We start from the raw sequence: 16,338 nt of genomic DNA on the forward strand, positions 1-16,338 counted from the left end.
CGGCGGATGGCGTCACCGGTTGTGAGGCGGCCCACCGCGCTGGAGCAGCAGGCGGCCGACGCCCTCGGCCCGGAGCCGTGGGACGGCGCCACCCTGGCCACCGACGCCGCCGGGTAGTCAGGGCAGCGACCGGGCCCGGGACGCGCGCCGGTGACCGGGGCGGGGGGAACCAGCAGCCGGCGGGTGTCCCGTCGGCGCGTGGCGGGAGAGCTCGGGCGGGATCCGCGCGGGCTGCCCGGCGAAGCGGGGGGGCCGGAGTCGGGGGGCCGACGGCGCTCGCGGGCCCCGCCACGCAGGTACGCAGGTGGCGGGGCCCGGTGACCGGCGGGAGGTCAGCGCCGGCGGGCGGTGATCAGGCGCTGGAGGACGATGAAGACGAACAGCAGGGCACCGATGACGATCCGGGTCCACCAGGAGCTGAGGGTGCCCTGGAAGCTGATCACGGTCTGGATCAGGCCGAGCACCAGCACGCCGAGCAGGGTGCCCAGCACGTAACCGGAGCCGCCGGTCAGCAGGGTGCCGCCGATGACGACCGCGGCGATCGCGTCGAGTTCCAGGCCCACCGCGTGCAGGCCGTAGCCGGACAGCATGTAGAAGGTGAGCAGGACGCCGCCGAGTGCGGAGCAGAAGCCGCTGATCGCGTAGACGGTGGTCTTGGTGCGCTGCACCGGCAGGCCCATCAGCAGCGCGGACTGCTCGCTGCCGCCGAGCGCGTACACGTTGCGGCCGAGCCGGGTGTAGTGGAGGACCACGAATCCGGCGGCGACCACCAGCAGGGCGACCAGCGCGCTCGGCGAGACGAACAGGTCACCGAGCGGAATCCGGGTCTGCGCCATCGCGGTGTACTGCGGGTCGGTGATGGAGATCGACTCGACGCTGATCGTGTAGCACAGGCCGCGGGCCAGGAACATGCCGGCCAGGGTGACGATGAACGGCTGGATCTCGAAGACGTGGATGATCCAGCCCATCAGCCAGCCGCCGGCAGTGCCCATCAGCAGGACCAGTGGGATCACCAGCAGCGGGGGCCAGCCGTGCTGTTCGACCAGCCAGGCGGAGACCATGGTGGACAGCGCCACCACCGCGCCGACCGACAGGTCGATGCCGCCGGTCAGCACGACGAAGGTCATGCCGACCGCGACGACCAGCAGGAAGGCGTTGTCGATCAGCAGGTTGAGCACGACCTGGCCGGAGAAGAAGCCGTCGTACTGCACCGAGCCGACACTGAACATCGACACCAGCAGGACCGCGGTGACCAGCAGCGGGATCTGGCCGCGCAGGCGGGTCAGCAGGGCGTTGGCGTTCATGCGCCGACCTCCCGGTTGGTGGGGGCCGCGGCGTGCGACCGGGTGCTGCGCCGGGTCCGCCTGCCACGGGCGGCGAGCTTGGCGCGGAAGACGGGCGACTGGATGAGGCAAACCGAGATCACCACGAACGCCTTGAACACCAGGGTGGTCTCCGGCGGGATGCCGATGGTGTAGACGGTGGTGGAGAGGGTCTGGATGATGAGCGCGCCCAGGACGGTGCCGCCGATGGAGAACCGGCCGCCGTTCAGCGAGGTCCCGCCGAGCACCACCGCGAGGATGGCGTCCAGTTCGATCCACAGTCCGGCGTTGTTGCCGTCGGCGGCCGAGACGTTCGAGGAGACCATCAGGCCGGCCAGCGCCGCGCACAGCGCGCTGAACACGTAGACCAGGGCGACCAGGCGCATCGCCCGGATGCCGACCAGCCGGCTGGCCACCGGGTTGCCGCCGACGGACTCCAGCAGCAGCCCGAGCGCGGTGAAGCGGGTCAGCAGCACGGCGGCCAGCACCACCAGGGCGCTGAGCAGGATCGCGAACGGCATGGTCAGCCAGTAGCCGCCACCGATCAGCTTGAACGGGTCGCTGGTGACGGTGATGATCTGGCCGTCGGTGATCAGCTGGGCCACACCGCGTCCGGCGACCATCAGGATCAGGGTGGCGATGATCGGCTGGACGCCGACCCTGGCCACCAGCACCCCGTTGACCGTACCGAGCACCAGGGCGGTGCCCAGCGCGATGCCGACGGCGGTCAGCACGGTGCCGAGGCTGCCCGGGTCGGACGAATCGCTGATGTGCAGGCAGGCCAGGGCGCCGGAGATCGCGACGGTGGAGCCGACCGACAGGTCGATGCCGCCGGTGGCGATCACCAGGGTCATACCCAGGGAGACCAGGATCAGCGGGGCGCCGAAGTGCAGGATGTCGATCAGGGAGCCGTAGAGGTGGCCGCCCTGGAGGTGGACGGAGAAGAAGTCGGGGGTGAAGGCGAGGTTGGCGACCAGGAGCACGGCCAGCACCACGGCCGGCCAGAACAACCGGGACCGGGTCACCGCCTTCACCGGGCTCGCCGCCGTTGCCGTGTTCATGGGTGCGCTCATTCCTGCGCTCCGCTCGCGATGGTGGCCATGACGCGCTCGGGGGTGAGCTCGCCGTCGTTGTCGAGCTGGGCGACCATCCGGTGGTCGCGCAGCACGCCGATCCGGTGGCTGAGCCGCAGCACCTCCTCCAGTTCGGCGGAGATGAACAGCACCGCCATGCCGTCCTCGGCGAGGTTCGCCACCAGTTTCTGGATCTCGGCCTTGGCCCCGATGTCGATGCCCCGGGTGGGTTCGTCGAGGATCAGCAGCTTGGGGTCGGTGATCAGCCAGCGGGCGAGCAGCACCTTCTGCTGGTTGCCGCCGCTGAGGTTGCGTACCAGCGCCTCGGGGTCGCCGGGGCGGATGTCCAGAGCGCGGATCCAGCGCTGCACGTACTGCTCCTGCGCGGTGCGCGACAGCGGGCGCAGCCAGCCGCGGGACGCCTGGAGCGCCAGCACGATGTTCTCGCGGACGGTCAGCTCGCCGACCAGGCCCTCGGTCTTGCGGTTCTCGGAGCAGAACGCGATGCCGTGGGCGATCGCGTCGCGCGGGCTGCGCAGCGCGGTCACGGCGCCCTCGATCCGGATCGTGCCGCCGTCGCTCTGGTCGGCGCCGAACAGCAGCCGGGCGGCCTCGGTCCGTCCGGAGCCCAGCAGCCCGGCCAGGCCGATCACTTCGCCGGGCCGGATGTCCAGGTCGTACGGCTCGACGGCGCCGCGCCGGGCCAGCCGGTCGGCCTCCAGGAACGCCGCCCCGCGGACCGGCGCGGTGCGTTCGCGCCGCTTGCCGCCGCCGAGCTGGTCGAGTCCGGCGAGTTCGGCGCCGATCATCCGGGAGACGAGTTCGACCTGGTTCAGCTCGCTGGTCAGGTACTCGCCCTCCAGCCGGCCGTTGCGCAACACGGTCATCCGGTCGCAGATCTCGTAGATCTGGTCGAGGAAGTGCGAGACGAACAGGATCGCCACGCCCTGGTCGCGCAACCGCCGCATGACGGCGAAGAGTTGGCGCACCTCGTCACGGTCCAGGCTGGAGGTCGGCTCGTCCAGGATCAGCACCTTGGCGGAGACGTCGACCGCGCGGACGATCGCCACCAGTTGCTGGACGGCGATGGAGTAGCTGTTCAGCGGCGCGCTGACGTCGACGTCCAGGTCGAGTTCGCGGACCAGTTCGGCGGCCCGGCGACGCATTGCCGCCCAGTCGATCAGGCCGAACCGGCGGGGTTCGCGCCCGATGAAGATGTTCTCCGCGACCGACAGGTTCGGGCAGAGGTTCACCTCCTGGTAGACCGTGCTGATGCCGGCCTGCTGGGCCTGCAACGGACCGGCGACCCGCACCCGCTCGCCGGCCAGCACCATGTCACCGCCGTCCGACGGGTGGACGCCGGTGAGCACCTTGATCAGCGTGGACTTCCCGGCGCCGTTCTCCCCCATCAGGGCGTGCACCTCACCGGGGAAGAGCCGGAAGTCGACCCCGTCCAGCGCCACCACCCCGGGGAACTCCTTGCGGATTCCCCGGACTTCCAGGACCGGTTGCTGCCGCACCCCGGCTCTCCTCTCGTGTTTCCCGGGCCTCTCGGGCTTCCCGGGCCTCTCGTGTCTCCCGGGCCGCGCCGCCCGCCCGGGGGCGGTCCGGTCGGCCGTGCGGGACCGGACCGCAGGAGCGGCCCCGCACGGCCGGGGCGGGTCAGTACTGGCGGTTGGGCAGGGCCGCGGCGGCCTGCTCGGGGGTGAAGGTGCCCTCCTCGGTCTTGATCCGCCGCTGCACCTGCTCACCCGCCTTGACCTTCTTCACCAGGTCCATCAGCTGGTCACCGAGGAGCGGGTTGCACTCGACATCGAAGTTGATCTTGCCCTGGCTCATCGCGGTGAAGGCGTCCTTGACGCCGTCCACGGAGACGATCTTGATGTCGGTGCCGGGCTTCTTCCCGGCCTCCTCGATCGCCTGGATCGCGCCGAGTGCCATGTCGTCGTTGTGGGCGTACAGCACGTCGATCTTCGGCTGGGACTTCAGGAACGCCTGCATGACCTCCTTGCCCTTGGCGCGGGTGAAGTCACCGGTCTGCGAGGCGACCACCTTGAACTTCGGCTCGCCCTTGACGGCGTCCGCGAAGCCGGACTTGCGGTCGTTGGCGGGCGCGGAGCCGGTGGTGCCCTCCAGCTGGACGATGTTCACATCACCGCCGGCGGCCGCGTACTCCTTGACCAGCCAGGCGCCGGCCTTCTTGCCCTCCTCGACGAAGTCCGAGCCGAGGAAGGAGACGTACAGCGACTCGTCCTTGGAGTCCACCGCGCGGTCGGTCAGGATGACCGGGATGTGCGCGTCCTTGGCCTCCTTGAGGACGGTGTCCCAACCCGACTCCACCACCGGCGAGAAGGCGATCACGTCGACCTTCTGCTGGATGAACGAGCGGATCGCCTTGATCTGGTTCTCCTGCTTCTGCTGCGCGTCGGAGAACTTCAGCTCGATGCCGGCCTTCTTCGCCGCGTCCTGGACCGACTTCGTGTTGGCGGTGCGCCAGCCGCTCTCGGCACCGACCTGGGAGAAGCCCACGACGAGCTTGTGGCCGGAACCCTTGTCGGCGGAGCCTCCGCCGCCGCCGGAACCACAGGCGGCGAGGACGGCGACCATCGAACCGGCGACCAGGGCCGTCGCAATTCTCTTGGACATGTGGGGACTTCCTCTCGGACTCGACGATCACACGGACGGCGGGGCCGGCCGGCGTTCACGGGGGAGTCAAGGGCGGGACGACCGGGGAAGGCGCACCATCTCGTCCGCGTGAACGCGGTGTGGCGGCGCCGTTTCGTTCGAGGGAGATTGTTAACGCTAACAATCATGGCCGACAAGCCAAGTCACCGCCCGTTATCCAATCTTGACCGCCCCTTGACCGGTCCCGCGCCGCAGCACCGGTCCCGCGCGACGCCCCTGGCCGACGCGCGCTCCGCGCACCGCCGCTCTTCCGCGATCGTCAACTCAGGCTTGCACGTCACATCTTGACGTACCACCAAGCAGGCTGGCTTCATGGACGGTTGGGAGCGCTCCCAGTTCCATCCCGGGTACACACCCCTGCATCTCCCCCCACCGAAGGAAGGCCCCACCCATGCCTCCCGCCCTCTCCGGCCGCGGGCTGCCCCGGCGCGCCGCCGCCGTACTGACCGGCCTGGCCCTGGCCGCCGCCGGCGTCACCGCCACCGCGTTCGCCCCGGCCGCCGCCGGCGCCGCCACGGTCAACCCCGCCGCCGTCGGCGCGGCCGTCCTCAGCCCCGCCACCGTCGGCGCGGCCGCCGACTTCCCCGTCCGGGTCAACCAGCTCGGCTACCTCCCGGACGGCCCCAAGCGGGCCACCGTGGTCAGCCCGGCGACCACCCCGCTCGCCTGGCAGCTGCGCGACGCCTCCGGCGCGCAGGTCGCGACCGGCACCAGCACCGTGCACGGCGCCGACCAGGCGTCCGGCCAGTCCACCCACCTGGTGGACTTCGGCGCGTACACCGGCACCGGTACCGGCTTCACCCTGGTGGTCGGCGGCGCGGCCAGCCACCCGTTCGACATCTCGCCGTCGCTGTACGACGGGCTGCGCGCCGACAGCCTGAACTTCTTCTACCAGCAGCGCAGCGGCATCGCGATCGACGCGGCCCTCGCGGGCGGCAGCGCGTACGCCCGCCCCGCCGGCCACCTGGGGGTGGCGCCGAACAAGGGCGACACCAGCGTGCCCTGCCAGGCCGGGGTGTGCGACTACCGGCTGGACGTCCGCGGTGGCTGGTACGACGCCGGCGACCAGGGCAAGTACGTGGTCAACGGCGGCATCGCGACCTGGGAGCTGGTCAACTCCTTCGAACGGGCCCGCCGTTCGGGCGGCGACGCGGCCCTCGGCGACTCCACGCTGCGCGTGCCCGAGCGCGGCAACGGGGTACCGGACGTGTTGGACGAGGCCCGCTGGGAGCTGGACTTCCTGTTGCGGATGCAGGTCCCGGACGGTAGGCCGATGGCCGGGATGGCCTTCCACAAGATCCACGACGCGCAGTGGACCGGCCTGCCGACCCGGCCCGATCTCGACGACCAGCAGCGCGAGTTGCACCGGCCGTCGACCGCCGCCACGCTCAACCTGGCCGCCACCGCCGCCCAGTGCGCCCGCGTCTACGCGCCGTACGACGCCGCCTTCGCCGCCCGCTGCCTGGCCGCGGCCCGCCGCGCCTGGACCGCGGCCAGGGCCAACCCGAACGTCCTCGCCCCGGCCACCGACAGCACCGGCGGCGGCGCGTACGAGGACGCCGACGTCTCCGACGAGTTCTACTGGGCGGCCGCCGAACTCCTCGCCACCACCGGCGAGTCGCAGTACCGGGACGCGGTCGTCTCCTCCCCGCTGCACACCAGGCCGGTGGACGGATTCTGGTGGGGCGGCACCGCGACGCTCGGCCGGATCACCCTGGCCACCGTACCCGGCGTGCCGCTGCCCGCCGACGACGTGTCCCGGCTGCGCGGCCTGCTGGTCTCCGCCGCCGACGGCCACCTGTCCACCATGGGCGGCCAGGGCTACGCGGTGCCGATCGCCGCCGACGCCTACGTGTGGGGATCGAACAGCGCGGTCGCCAACAACGCGATGGTGCTGGCCGTCGCCTACGAGCTGACCGGCGCCGCCCGCTACCGGACCGGCGCCGCCCGCTACCGGACCGGCGCGCTGGAGACGATGGACTACCTGCTGGGCCGCAACGCCCTGGACCGCTCCTACGTGAGCGGCTACGGCGCGCGCGCCTCGGAGAACGAGCACCACCGCTTCTGGGCGCACCAGAACGACGCCTCGCAGCCGCACCCGCCGGCCGGCTCCTTCGCGGGCGGCCCGGACGCCGCCCTGGAGGACCCGGTCGCCAAGGCCCGGCTGGCGGGCTGCGCACCGGCCGCCTGCTACGTCGACGACATCGGGTCGTACTCGACCAACGAGGTGGCGATCAACTGGAACGCCTCGCTGGCCTGGCTCGCCGCGTTCGCCGCCGAGCGGCGCCCGACCCCGCAACCGCCCGCAGCATCCTGCACGGTGGCGTACCGGGTCGAGAACTCCTGGGGCAACGGCTTCACCGCGACGGTGACCGTGCGGAACACCGGTACCTCGACCGTCTCCGGCTGGACCCTGGGCTGGAGCTTCACCGGTGACCAGCGGGTCTCCAACGCCTGGAACGCGACCGTGTCCCAGACCGGCGCCACCGTGACCGCGCGGGACGCCGGCTGGAACGGCACCCTGACACCCGGCGCGAGCGCGAGCTTCGGCTTCCAGGCGACGTACTCCGGCGCCAACGCGGCACCGGCCCGGTTCACCCTGAACGGCGCCGACTGCGCCTGAGCACCGCCCCCGGCCGCCGGCCCGCAGGAGGAAGCGCCCTGCGGGTCGGCGGCCGGGCCGTCACGGTGTCATCCCAGCTTCCACTGCTGATTGGAGCCGCCGCTGCAACTCCACAGCTGGACGGGCGTGCCGTCGGCGGTCCCCAGCCCGGCCACATCCAGGCAGAGCCCCGACTGCACGCCGGTGACCGTGCCGTTCGGGTTCACCTGCCACTGCTGATTGGGCTGGCCGTTGCAGGACCAGGCGATCACCTTGGTGCCGTTGGCGGTGCCCCTGGCGCTGGCGTCCAGGCACAGGGTGCTGCCGCCGACGGTCACGGTCAGCTGGTTCGACGGCGTGCGGGTCCAGATCTGGTTCGCGGCGCCGTTGCAGGTGGCGATCTGCTGCTGGGTGCCCGCCGCCGTGCCCGGGTCGGTCAGGCACTTGCCCGCGGCCACCGCGCGCAGCGCGCCGGCCGTGCCGCCGGAGGGGGCCGCGTCCAGACCCATGAAGTGGACGGCGTCGGCGGCCATGCGCGAGCCCTGGACCGGCAGTTGGTGGCCGGCGCCGGAAATGCTGTACGCCTCGACCCGGGTGGCGCCGGCGCCGTTGTTGTAGCGGGTGCGGGTCCAGCCGGAGGCGGGGGTGTCGGTGGCCGACGGCGTCTGGCTCACGCCGAGGACGTCGGTCCACTGCTTGACCTCCTCACCGAGGTTGTTGTGGTTCAGGATGGTGTCGGCGGTCCCGTGCCACAGCTGCACGCGCGGCCGCGGGCCGGTGTAGCCGGGATCGGCACGGCGCACCAGGTCGCCCCACTGCTGCGCGGACAGCGAGACCTGGCCCCCGGCACAGGGACCGTTCCAGCCGCGTACGGTGCCCGTGTAGAAGCAGTGGTAGGGCACTCCCATGAACGCCGCGCCCGCCTTGAACACGTCGGGGTAGTCGGCGAGCATCACGTTGGTCATCATCGCGCCCGAGGACTCCCCGGTCACGTACACGGCGTCGGGGTTGCCGCCGTAGTGCTGCTCCGCGTAGGTGATCATCGACATCAGCCCGACCGGGTCACTGCCGCCGCCCCGGGTCAGCGCCTGGTCGGAGGAGACGTCCCAGCAGCTGCCGCCGGGGTTCGTCGAGGGGTAGACCACGAGGAAGCCGTACCGGTCGGCCAGCGCGGCGAAGTCGGTGCTCGAGTACAGGTAGGGGCCGCTCCCCTGGCAGCCGTGCAGGGCGAGCAGGATCGGCGGGTTGGGCTTGACGCCCGCCGGTACGTACAGGTGCATCGCCAGGCCGGTCGGGTTGGTGCCGAAGTTCGTGATCTGGGTCAGCGAGGCGGCGGCGGCCCGGGGGGCCGTCTGCAGGTTCAGGCCGAGCGCGAGGGCTAGCACGGCGAGGACGCCGATCAGCCTGGACGCGAATGAGTGGGTTCGGGACATGGGACCTCTCCGTCGGGACTGCCAACAGCGTGAGGAGGGTCCGGCGCCACCCCGGATGAGCGGCCGATGCTACCCGCTCCGGTCCGTCCCTGTCGCCAACCACCCGGCCGGTGACCCTGGTTGGATGGTCCGGCACATGGCGTCCCAGCTGGGGATCTTCCGGTCGACCGGGCCTGGGAAGATCCCGCCGCCCGCGGTGAAAGTTACCGGCCGGACCGGCGACGGGGAGGCGTCCGTGCCCCCGGAGGGTCCGGGGTCGCGCCGGGCCGGCCGCTGCGCGGAGTATTGACAACCCCCAGCGCCTGATACAGATTTCACCGGAGCGAACGTGGAGAGCCGCCACGTTCAGCTCGGATTGTTAGCGCTAACAGGAGTGATCGAGGGTCCGGCGCCCACCCCTTCCCCTCGACTGCCTCCCACCCCGCATGCCCCGCCGGGCAGAGAACGACCTGGCGGGGCATGCCCCCGCACGACCGCCGGACCGGCCGGAGGGCCTGTCCGGCAAGATCCGCCGGACAGGCCCTGGCCCCACCGCCCCGGCGCACTCTCTCCTCCCCACCCAAGGAGAACGATCCGTCATGCCATGGCTCCACGGGGAAACCCGTCTCCGCAAGGTCCTGACACCGGCCGCCTGCACGGCGGTCGGCATGGTCGCCGTCCTCACCGCGGGCCCCACCGCCCAGGCCGCCGGGGCGAGCACGCTCGGCGCGGCAGCGGCCGGCAGCAACCGCTACTTCGGCACGGCGGTGGCATCGGGAAGGCTCGGCGACCCGACGTACGCCGCCATCCTCGACCGGGAGTTCACCATGATCACCCCGGAGAACGAGATGAAGTGGGACACCGTCGAGCCGTCCCGCGGCTCGTTCAACTTCGGCCCGGCCGACGCGATCGTCGGCCACGCCGCCGCGCACGGCCAGAAGATGCGCGGCCACACCCTGGTCTGGCACTCCCAACTGCCCAACTGGGTCTCGTCGATCAACGACGCGAACACCCTGCGCAGCGTGATGAACAACCACATCACCCAGGAGATGACCCACTACAAGGGCAAGATCTACGCCTGGGACGTGGTCAACGAGGCGTTCGCCGACGACGGCAGCGGCCGGCACCGCGGGTCGGTGTTCCAGAACGTGCTGGGCAACGGCTTCATCGAGGAGGCCTTCCGCACAGCCCGCAACACCGACCCCTCGGCCAAGCTCTGCTACAACGACTACAGCATCGAGAACTGGACGGACGCCAAAACGCAGGGCGTCTACGGCATGGTCAAGGACTTCAAGGCCCGCGGCGTGCCCATCGACTGCGTCGGCTTCCAGAGCCACTTCGGCGCCGGCGGCCCCCCGCCCGGCTTCCGGACCACGCTGTCCAACTTCGCCGCGCTCGGCATCGACGTCCAGCTCACCGAGCTCGACATCGCCCAGGCGCCCGCCAGCGCCTACACCAGCGCCGTCCAGTCCTGCCTCGACGTCGCCCGCTGCACCGGCATCACCGTCTGGGGCATCCGCGACAGCGACTCCTGGCGCGGCGGCGAGAACCCGCTGCTGTTCGACGGCAGCGGAAACAGGAAGCCCGCCTACAACGCCGTCCTCACCACCCTGAACAACAGCGGCAGCGGCGGCACTCCGGGCGGGGGCATCGTCTCCGGCGCCGTGTACACGCTCACCGACGTAGCGGCTGGACGCGTCCTCGACGAGCCCGCCGGGCAGAACGGCAACGGCACCCAGCTCCAGGTCTGGGACGCCAACGGCACCGCCGCCAACCAGCACTGGCGCGCCACCCAGAACAGTGACGGCACCTACACCCTGACCAACATCGCCAGCGGCCGCGTCCTGGACGAGCCGGGCGGCCAGACCGGCAACGGGACGCGGATGCAGGTCTGGGACGCCAACGGCGGCGCCAACCAGCACTGGCGGGCCGCCCGCAACAGCGACGGCAGCTACACCCTGACCAATGCCGCCAGCGGCCGCGCCCTGGAGATCCCGGGCGGCCAGACCGGAAACGGCGCCCCCGTCCAGATCGGGGACTCCACCGGCGGTGCCAACCAGCACTGGAACTTCAAGTGAGCTGAGCCGCGCCCGCCTGCACGCCCCGGACCGGACGCAGCCCCGCACCTTCCCGCGCCGGGAGGGTTGCGAGCGCTCACAACCGGGCCGCGGCCTCACCCCTTCACCACCCTGAGGAGGTCCCATGCACAGCCGAAATCCGAGCCGCGGGCGGTTGCCCGCGCTGCTCACGGCCCTGGTCGCGGCCGTGGCGGCGCTGGCGGCGATGCTCGTCGCCGGCCCCGCCCAGGCCGCCACCACCGGCGCACTGCGCAGCGTCCCTTCCGGCCGCTGTCTCGACGTGGCGAACGCCAGTCAGACCGACGGCGCGTCCACGCAGATCTACGACTGCTGGGGCGGCAGCAACCAGAAGTGGACGCTGACGTCCGGCAACCAGCTGACCGTGTACGGCAGCAAGTGCCTGGACGTTCCGGGCCACGCCACCACGGCCGGCACCCGGGTGCAGATCTGGACGTGCACCGGCGGGGCGAACCAGCAGTGGCGGGTGAACTCCGACGGCAGCATCGTCGGTGTCGAGTCCGGACTGTGCCTGGGCGTCGCGGGCACGGCCAACGCCACGGCCGTGCAGATCCAGCCGTGCACCGGCGCCGCGAACCAGCAGTGGACCGGCCTGTCGCCGAACCCCACGACACCCCCGGGCACCTGCGCCCTGCCGTCGACCTACCGGTGGTCCTCGACGGGCGCGCTGGCACAGCCGGCGAACGGCTGGGCCTCGGTGAAGGACTTCACCGACGTGGTCTACAACGGCAAACACCTGGTCTACGCGTCCAACGTGAACGGCTCCTCGTACGGCTCGATGATGTTCAGCCCGTTCACCAACTGGTCCGACATGGCCTCCACCGGGCAGACCGGGATGAGCCAGTCCGCCGTGGCGCCCACCCTCTTCTACTTCGCGCCCAAGAACATCTGGGTGCTCGCGTACCAGTGGGGCCAGTGGCCGTTCATCTACCGCACCTCGAACGACCCGACGAACCCCAACGGCTGGTCCGCGCCGCAGCCGCTGTTCACCGGCAGCATCCCCAACTCCGGCACCGGACCGATCGACCAGACCCTGATCGCCGACGGCCAGAACATGTACCTGTTCTTCGCCGGTGACAACGGCAACATCTACCGGGCGAGCATGCCGATCGGGAACTTCCCGGGCAACTTCGGCTCGTCCTACACGACCGTCATGAGCGACTCGACCGCCAACCTCTTCGAGGCGCCGCAGGTCTACAAGGTCAAGGACCAGAACCAGTACCTGATGATCGTCGAGGCGATGGGCGCGAACGGACGCTACTTCCGCTCCTTCACCGCCACCAGCCTCAACGGCTCCTGGACCCCGCAGGCCGCCAGCGAGAACAACCCCTTCGCCGGCAAGGCCAACAGCGGCGCCAACTGGACCAACGACATCAGCCACGGCGACCTGGTCCGCAACAACCCCGACCAGACCATGACCATCGACCCCTGCAACCTGCAACTCCTCTACCAGGGCAAGTCCCCCACCGCGACCGGCCCCTACGACCAGTTCCCCTGGCGCCCGGGCCTCCTCACCCTGCAACACTGACCTCGGCGGACCCGATCCGACGGTGAACCCCGGCCGCACACCGGCCGGGGTTCACCCGCGCGTCCGCCCGGGGCCGGGGCGCCTACCGCCCGGTGGACGCCGGCTCCCGGGCCCGGTCGGGCCCGCCCGACGTGCTGCGACCTGGGACGTTCTGGTTCGATGGGGGCGCCGTCCCCACCGCCCACGAGGAGCAGGACCCTGAGTACGTCATTCGCGGAAGCGCTGTCCATCGCATTGCTGGCGCTGGTGCTGGTCTGTGCGGTGGTGCGGCCGTGGGGCTGGCCGGAGGCCGTGGTCGCGGTCCCCGCCGCCGGGCTGGTGATCGCCACCGGCGCGATCTCGCCGGCGCACGCGGCGGCGGAGGCGGAGCGGCTCGGGCCGGTGATCGGGTTCCTCGCCGCGGTCCTGGTGCTGGCGCAGCTGTGCGACGACGAGGGCCTGTTCCGCGCCTGCGGGGCGTGGATGGCCCGGACGTCCGCCGGGAGTCCGCGGCGGCTGATGGCGCAGGTGTTCGTGGTCGCCTCGGTGGTCACGGCGGTCCTCAGCCTGGACGCCACCGTGGTGCTGCTGACGCCGGTGGTGTTCGTGACCGCGGCCCGGCTGGGTGCCCGGCCCAAGCCGCACGTCTACGCCTGCACCCACCTGTCGAACACCGCCTCGCTGCTGCTGCCGGTCTCCAACCTCACCAATCTGCTGGCCTTCGCCGCCAGCGGGCTGAGCTTCACCCGGTTCGCCGCGCTGATGGCGCTGCCCTGGCTGGCGGCCATCGCCGTCGAGTACGTGGTACTGCGCCGGTTCTTCGCCGCCGACCTGGACGCGGGCGCCCCGGCCGCGGGCGAGGTGACGGCACCGGAGATGCCGCTGTTCGCCCTCGTCACCGTCGCCTGCACGCTCGCCGGGTTCGTCCTGACCTCGGTCCTCGGTGTCGATCCGGCCTGGGCGGCGCTGGCCGGCGCGCTCGCGCTCGCCGTCCGGGCCCTGGTCCGGCGCCGCACCACCCCGGTCGCGATCGTCCGCTCGGCCGCCGTGCCGTTCCTGGCCTTCGTGCTGGCGCTGGGCATCGTGGTCCGGGCCGTGGTCGACAACGGGCTGGCCGCCGCGCTCGGCCACCTCGTCCCCGACGGCACCTCGCTGCCCGCGCTGCTCGGCACGGCGGCGCTGGCGGCGGTGCTGGCGAACGTCATCAACAACCTGCCCGCCACCCTGGTGCTGCTGCCGTTGGCCGTCCCGTCCGGCGCCGGGGCGGTCCTGGCGGTGCTGCTCGGGGTGAACATCGGCCCCAACCTCACCTACGCCGGGTCCCTGGCCACCCTGCTCTGGCGGCGCATCGTCCGCGAGCACGACACCGACATCGGCCTGGGCGAGTTCACCCGGCTCGGGCTGCTCGTGGTGCCCGCTGCCCTGACGCTCGCCGTGGTGGCACTGTGGGGATCCCTGCAAGTCATCGGAGGCTGACGCCCGTGACCGTCGTCGTCTGGATCGCCGAAGGCACCTGGCCCGCCTGTGTGGACGCCGCCCGCGCGCACGGGCCGCAGGGCGCGGAGATCGTCCTGCTCCACGTCAGCGGGCAGGAGGTGCCGGGTGTCGCGCACGGCGCGTTCGCCGGGCTGCTCGGCCGCGGCCACCGCGAGCGGGACCCCGGCACCCGGGTGGAGATCCTGGCGGCGGACTCCGCCCGGCACCTGCTGGACGCCGCGGCCGAGCGCCTCGGCCGGCCCTGCGCCCGGGTGGAGCGCACCGGACGCGTCGAGCGCGAGGTGGTCGCGGCGGCCGAGGGCGCCGAGCTGCTCGTCCTGGCGCGCGACGGCGACCGCAGCCGCCTCGGACCGCACAGCCTCGGCCCCGCGACCCGCTTCGTCGTCGACCACGCGCCCTGTCCCGTGCTGCTGGTCTGGCCGGAGCAGGCTCCTGACACCGCGACGATCCCTCCCCCGCCGCCCGACCACCCGTAGATTCCGTCAGTGCCCGGTGTCCGGGTCCGGGTAGGAGAGCCGGTACCGGCCGCCCGCCGGCAGGTGGACCCGCAGGCGGCGCGGGTCGCCGGGGACCGTGGCGTCCGCGACCGGGCGGCCCTCCTGGTCGGTCAGGACGGGCCGGCCTTCGCGCGCGGGCAGCCGCAGCTCGACGGTCGTGTCCCGGTCGGCCCGCAGTTCGGCCCCGGTCAGCAGGCCCCGCGCCAGCTCAGGCCGACGGTGAGCCCGCCCCGGGCCCGCAGGCCGTGGACGTCGCCGGAGGGCCAGGACGGGGGCAGGGCGGGCAGCAGCCGCAGGACGCCGTTGTGGCTCTGGAGCAGTGCCTCGGCGATGGCGGCGGTGATGCCGAAGTTGCCGTCGATCTGGAAGAGCTGCGGGGGGTGCAGGTCGAAGAGGTTGGGGGCGATCGAGGTTTCGAGCAGGCGCTCGACGGCCTGCCCGGCGAGGGCGCCGTCGCCCAGGCGGGCGGCGAGCGCGGCGACCCAGGCGAGGCTCCAGCCGGTGCCGCCGCCACCGTGTTCCAGCCGGCGGCCCAGCGCGCGCCGGGCCGGGTCGAGGTAGCTGTCGTCGCCGAGCGGGTCGACGGCGCTGCCCGGGTAGAGCCCGTAGAGGTGGGAGAGGTGACGGTGACCCGGGTCCTCCTCGGGCAGGTCGTCCCGCCACTCCAGCAGGCGGCCGTCGGCCCCGAGGGCCGGGGGGCGCAGCCGGGCGCGCACCCGCGTCAGTTCCACCGCGAACGCGTGGTCGATCCCGAGCTCGCGGGCTGCGGCGACGGTGTTGTCGAGCAGTTCGGCGGCGAGCCAGTGGTCCATGGTGCAGCCGGCGTCGACGGCGGCCAGGGTGCCGTCGGGCAGCCGGAAGTGGTGCTCGGGTGAGGTGGACGGGCAGGTCACCAGGGTGCCGTCGGTGTCCTCGACCAGCAGGTGGGTGAGGAAGCGGGCCGCCTCGCGCATCACCGGGTAGGCGCGGTCGGCGAGGAAGGCGCGGTCGCCGTGGAAGAGGTGGTGGTCCCACAGGTGGGCGGCCAGCCATGGTCCGGCCATCGGCCAGTGGGCCCAGACCGGGTCCCCCAGCACGGGGTTGGTGGCGCGCCAGAGGTCGACGTTGTGGTGGCAGCACCAGCCCGGAGCGTCGTAGTAGGCCCGTGCGGTGGAGCGCCCGGCCTCGGCGAGGTCGGTGACCAGGTCGAGCAGCGGCTCGTGGCACTCGGCCAGGCCGGTCGTCTCGGCGGGCCAGTAGTTCATCTGGAGGTTGATGTTCGACGTCCAGTCGGAGTTCCAGGGCGGGGTGACGTCGTTGTTCCAGATTCCCTGGAGGTTCGCGGGCTGGGTGCCGGGGCGCGAGGAGGCGATGAGCAGGTAGCGGCCGTAGGCGAAGAGCCGCCGGTGGTCGGCCGTGTGGGCGGTGCGCAGCTGGTCGAAGTCCTGTCCGCCGACGAGGTCGAGGCAGCGGCGTGCCTCGTCGAGCGCCGTTTCGGGGCCCTCGGGGTGCCGGCGCCAGTCCCGGTACCCGGTGCCGACGGCGACCAGGAGCACCGCTTCGTCGGCGGCGGTGACGTCGATCGCGCCCTCGCCGGTGCTGACGTGCCCGTTCAAATTCATCGAATTGGCATCGAAGTCCCGGTGAATCGAAGGCAATTGGCGGTGA

The 16,338-nt window shown here is 72.0% G+C and carries 10 protein-coding genes and 1 pseudogene; 5 read left to right on the forward strand and 6 right to left on the reverse strand.

Annotated features, from left to right (window positions below):
- Positions 1–332: 332 nt before the first annotated feature.
- The 4 genes from yjfF to ABTY15_RS33560 form a co-directional block, all read right to left on the reverse strand.
- Positions 333–1,304 (reverse strand): galactofuranose ABC transporter, permease protein YjfF, encoded by a 972-nt coding sequence (gene yjfF / locus ABTY15_RS33545; protein WP_350604081.1) that lies wholly within the window; start codon positions 1,302–1,304, stop codon positions 333–335.
- Positions 1,301–2,383: an ABC transporter permease gene (locus ABTY15_RS33550; protein ID WP_350604085.1), complete on the reverse strand. Its 1,083-nt coding sequence runs from the start codon at positions 2,381–2,383 to the stop codon at positions 1,301–1,303. Before ABTY15_RS33550 ends, yjfF begins: the two co-directional genes overlap by 4 nt.
- 8 nt (positions 2,384–2,391) lie before the next feature.
- The gene (locus ABTY15_RS33555) at positions 2,392–3,915 is read right to left on the reverse strand and encodes a sugar ABC transporter ATP-binding protein (RefSeq protein WP_350604087.1); all 1,524 of its coding nucleotides are present in this window, start codon (positions 3,913–3,915) and stop codon (positions 2,392–2,394) included.
- A 142-nt stretch (positions 3,916–4,057) separates the two neighbouring features.
- Positions 4,058–5,041 carry an ABC transporter substrate-binding protein gene (locus ABTY15_RS33560; protein ID WP_350604090.1) on the reverse strand — a complete coding sequence of 328 codons (984 nt, stop codon included), beginning with the start codon at positions 5,039–5,041 and terminating at the stop codon, positions 4,058–4,060.
- A gap of 430 nt (positions 5,042–5,471) precedes the next feature.
- Here ABTY15_RS33560 and ABTY15_RS33565 point away from each other — a divergent pair, with 430 nt between their 5' ends.
- The gene (locus ABTY15_RS33565) at positions 5,472–7,703 is read left to right on the forward strand and encodes a glycoside hydrolase family 9 protein (protein ID WP_350604093.1); all 2,232 of its coding nucleotides are present in this window, start codon (positions 5,472–5,474) and stop codon (positions 7,701–7,703) included.
- A 68-nt stretch (positions 7,704–7,771) separates the two neighbouring features.
- On the opposite strand, the gene ABTY15_RS33570 is transcribed toward ABTY15_RS33565, so the two are convergent.
- Complete coding sequence (locus ABTY15_RS33570) at positions 7,772–9,115, reverse strand: extracellular catalytic domain type 1 short-chain-length polyhydroxyalkanoate depolymerase (RefSeq protein ID WP_350604097.1); 1,344 nt, start codon at positions 9,113–9,115, stop codon at positions 7,772–7,774.
- Positions 9,116–9,693: 578 nt separating this feature from the next.
- Here ABTY15_RS33570 and ABTY15_RS33575 point away from each other — a divergent pair.
- The 4 genes and pseudogenes from ABTY15_RS33575 to ABTY15_RS33590 form a co-directional block, all read left to right on the forward strand.
- Positions 9,694–11,169, forward strand: a pseudogene (locus ABTY15_RS33575) (glycoside hydrolase family 10 protein); the annotation flags it as partial.
- 127 nt (positions 11,170–11,296) lie between these two features.
- Positions 11,297–12,718, forward strand: a complete 1,422-nt coding sequence (locus ABTY15_RS33580) for a non-reducing end alpha-L-arabinofuranosidase family hydrolase (protein ID WP_350604103.1) — start codon at positions 11,297–11,299, stop codon at positions 12,716–12,718.
- 198 nt (positions 12,719–12,916) lie between these two features.
- Positions 12,917–14,173, forward strand: coding sequence for an arsenic transporter (locus tag ABTY15_RS33585; protein WP_350604141.1), 1,257 nt, complete (start codon positions 12,917–12,919; stop codon positions 14,171–14,173).
- 5 nt (positions 14,174–14,178) lie between these two features.
- Positions 14,179–14,670 (forward strand): universal stress protein, encoded by a 492-nt coding sequence (locus tag ABTY15_RS33590; protein ID WP_350604107.1) that lies wholly within the window; start codon positions 14,179–14,181, stop codon positions 14,668–14,670.
- Positions 14,671–14,879: 209 nt separating this feature from the next.
- Here the strand turns inward: ABTY15_RS33590 and ABTY15_RS33595 are convergent, their stop codons facing one another.
- Complete coding sequence (locus tag ABTY15_RS33595) at positions 14,880–16,292, reverse strand: glycosyl hydrolase family 95 catalytic domain-containing protein (RefSeq protein ID WP_350604111.1); 1,413 nt, start codon at positions 16,290–16,292, stop codon at positions 14,880–14,882.
- Positions 16,293–16,338: the final 46 nt, after the last annotated feature.

Source organism: Kitasatospora sp. NPDC097643, from assembly GCF_040302625.1.
In the GTDB taxonomy this organism is placed as follows: domain Bacteria; phylum Actinomycetota; class Actinomycetes; order Streptomycetales; family Streptomycetaceae; genus Kitasatospora.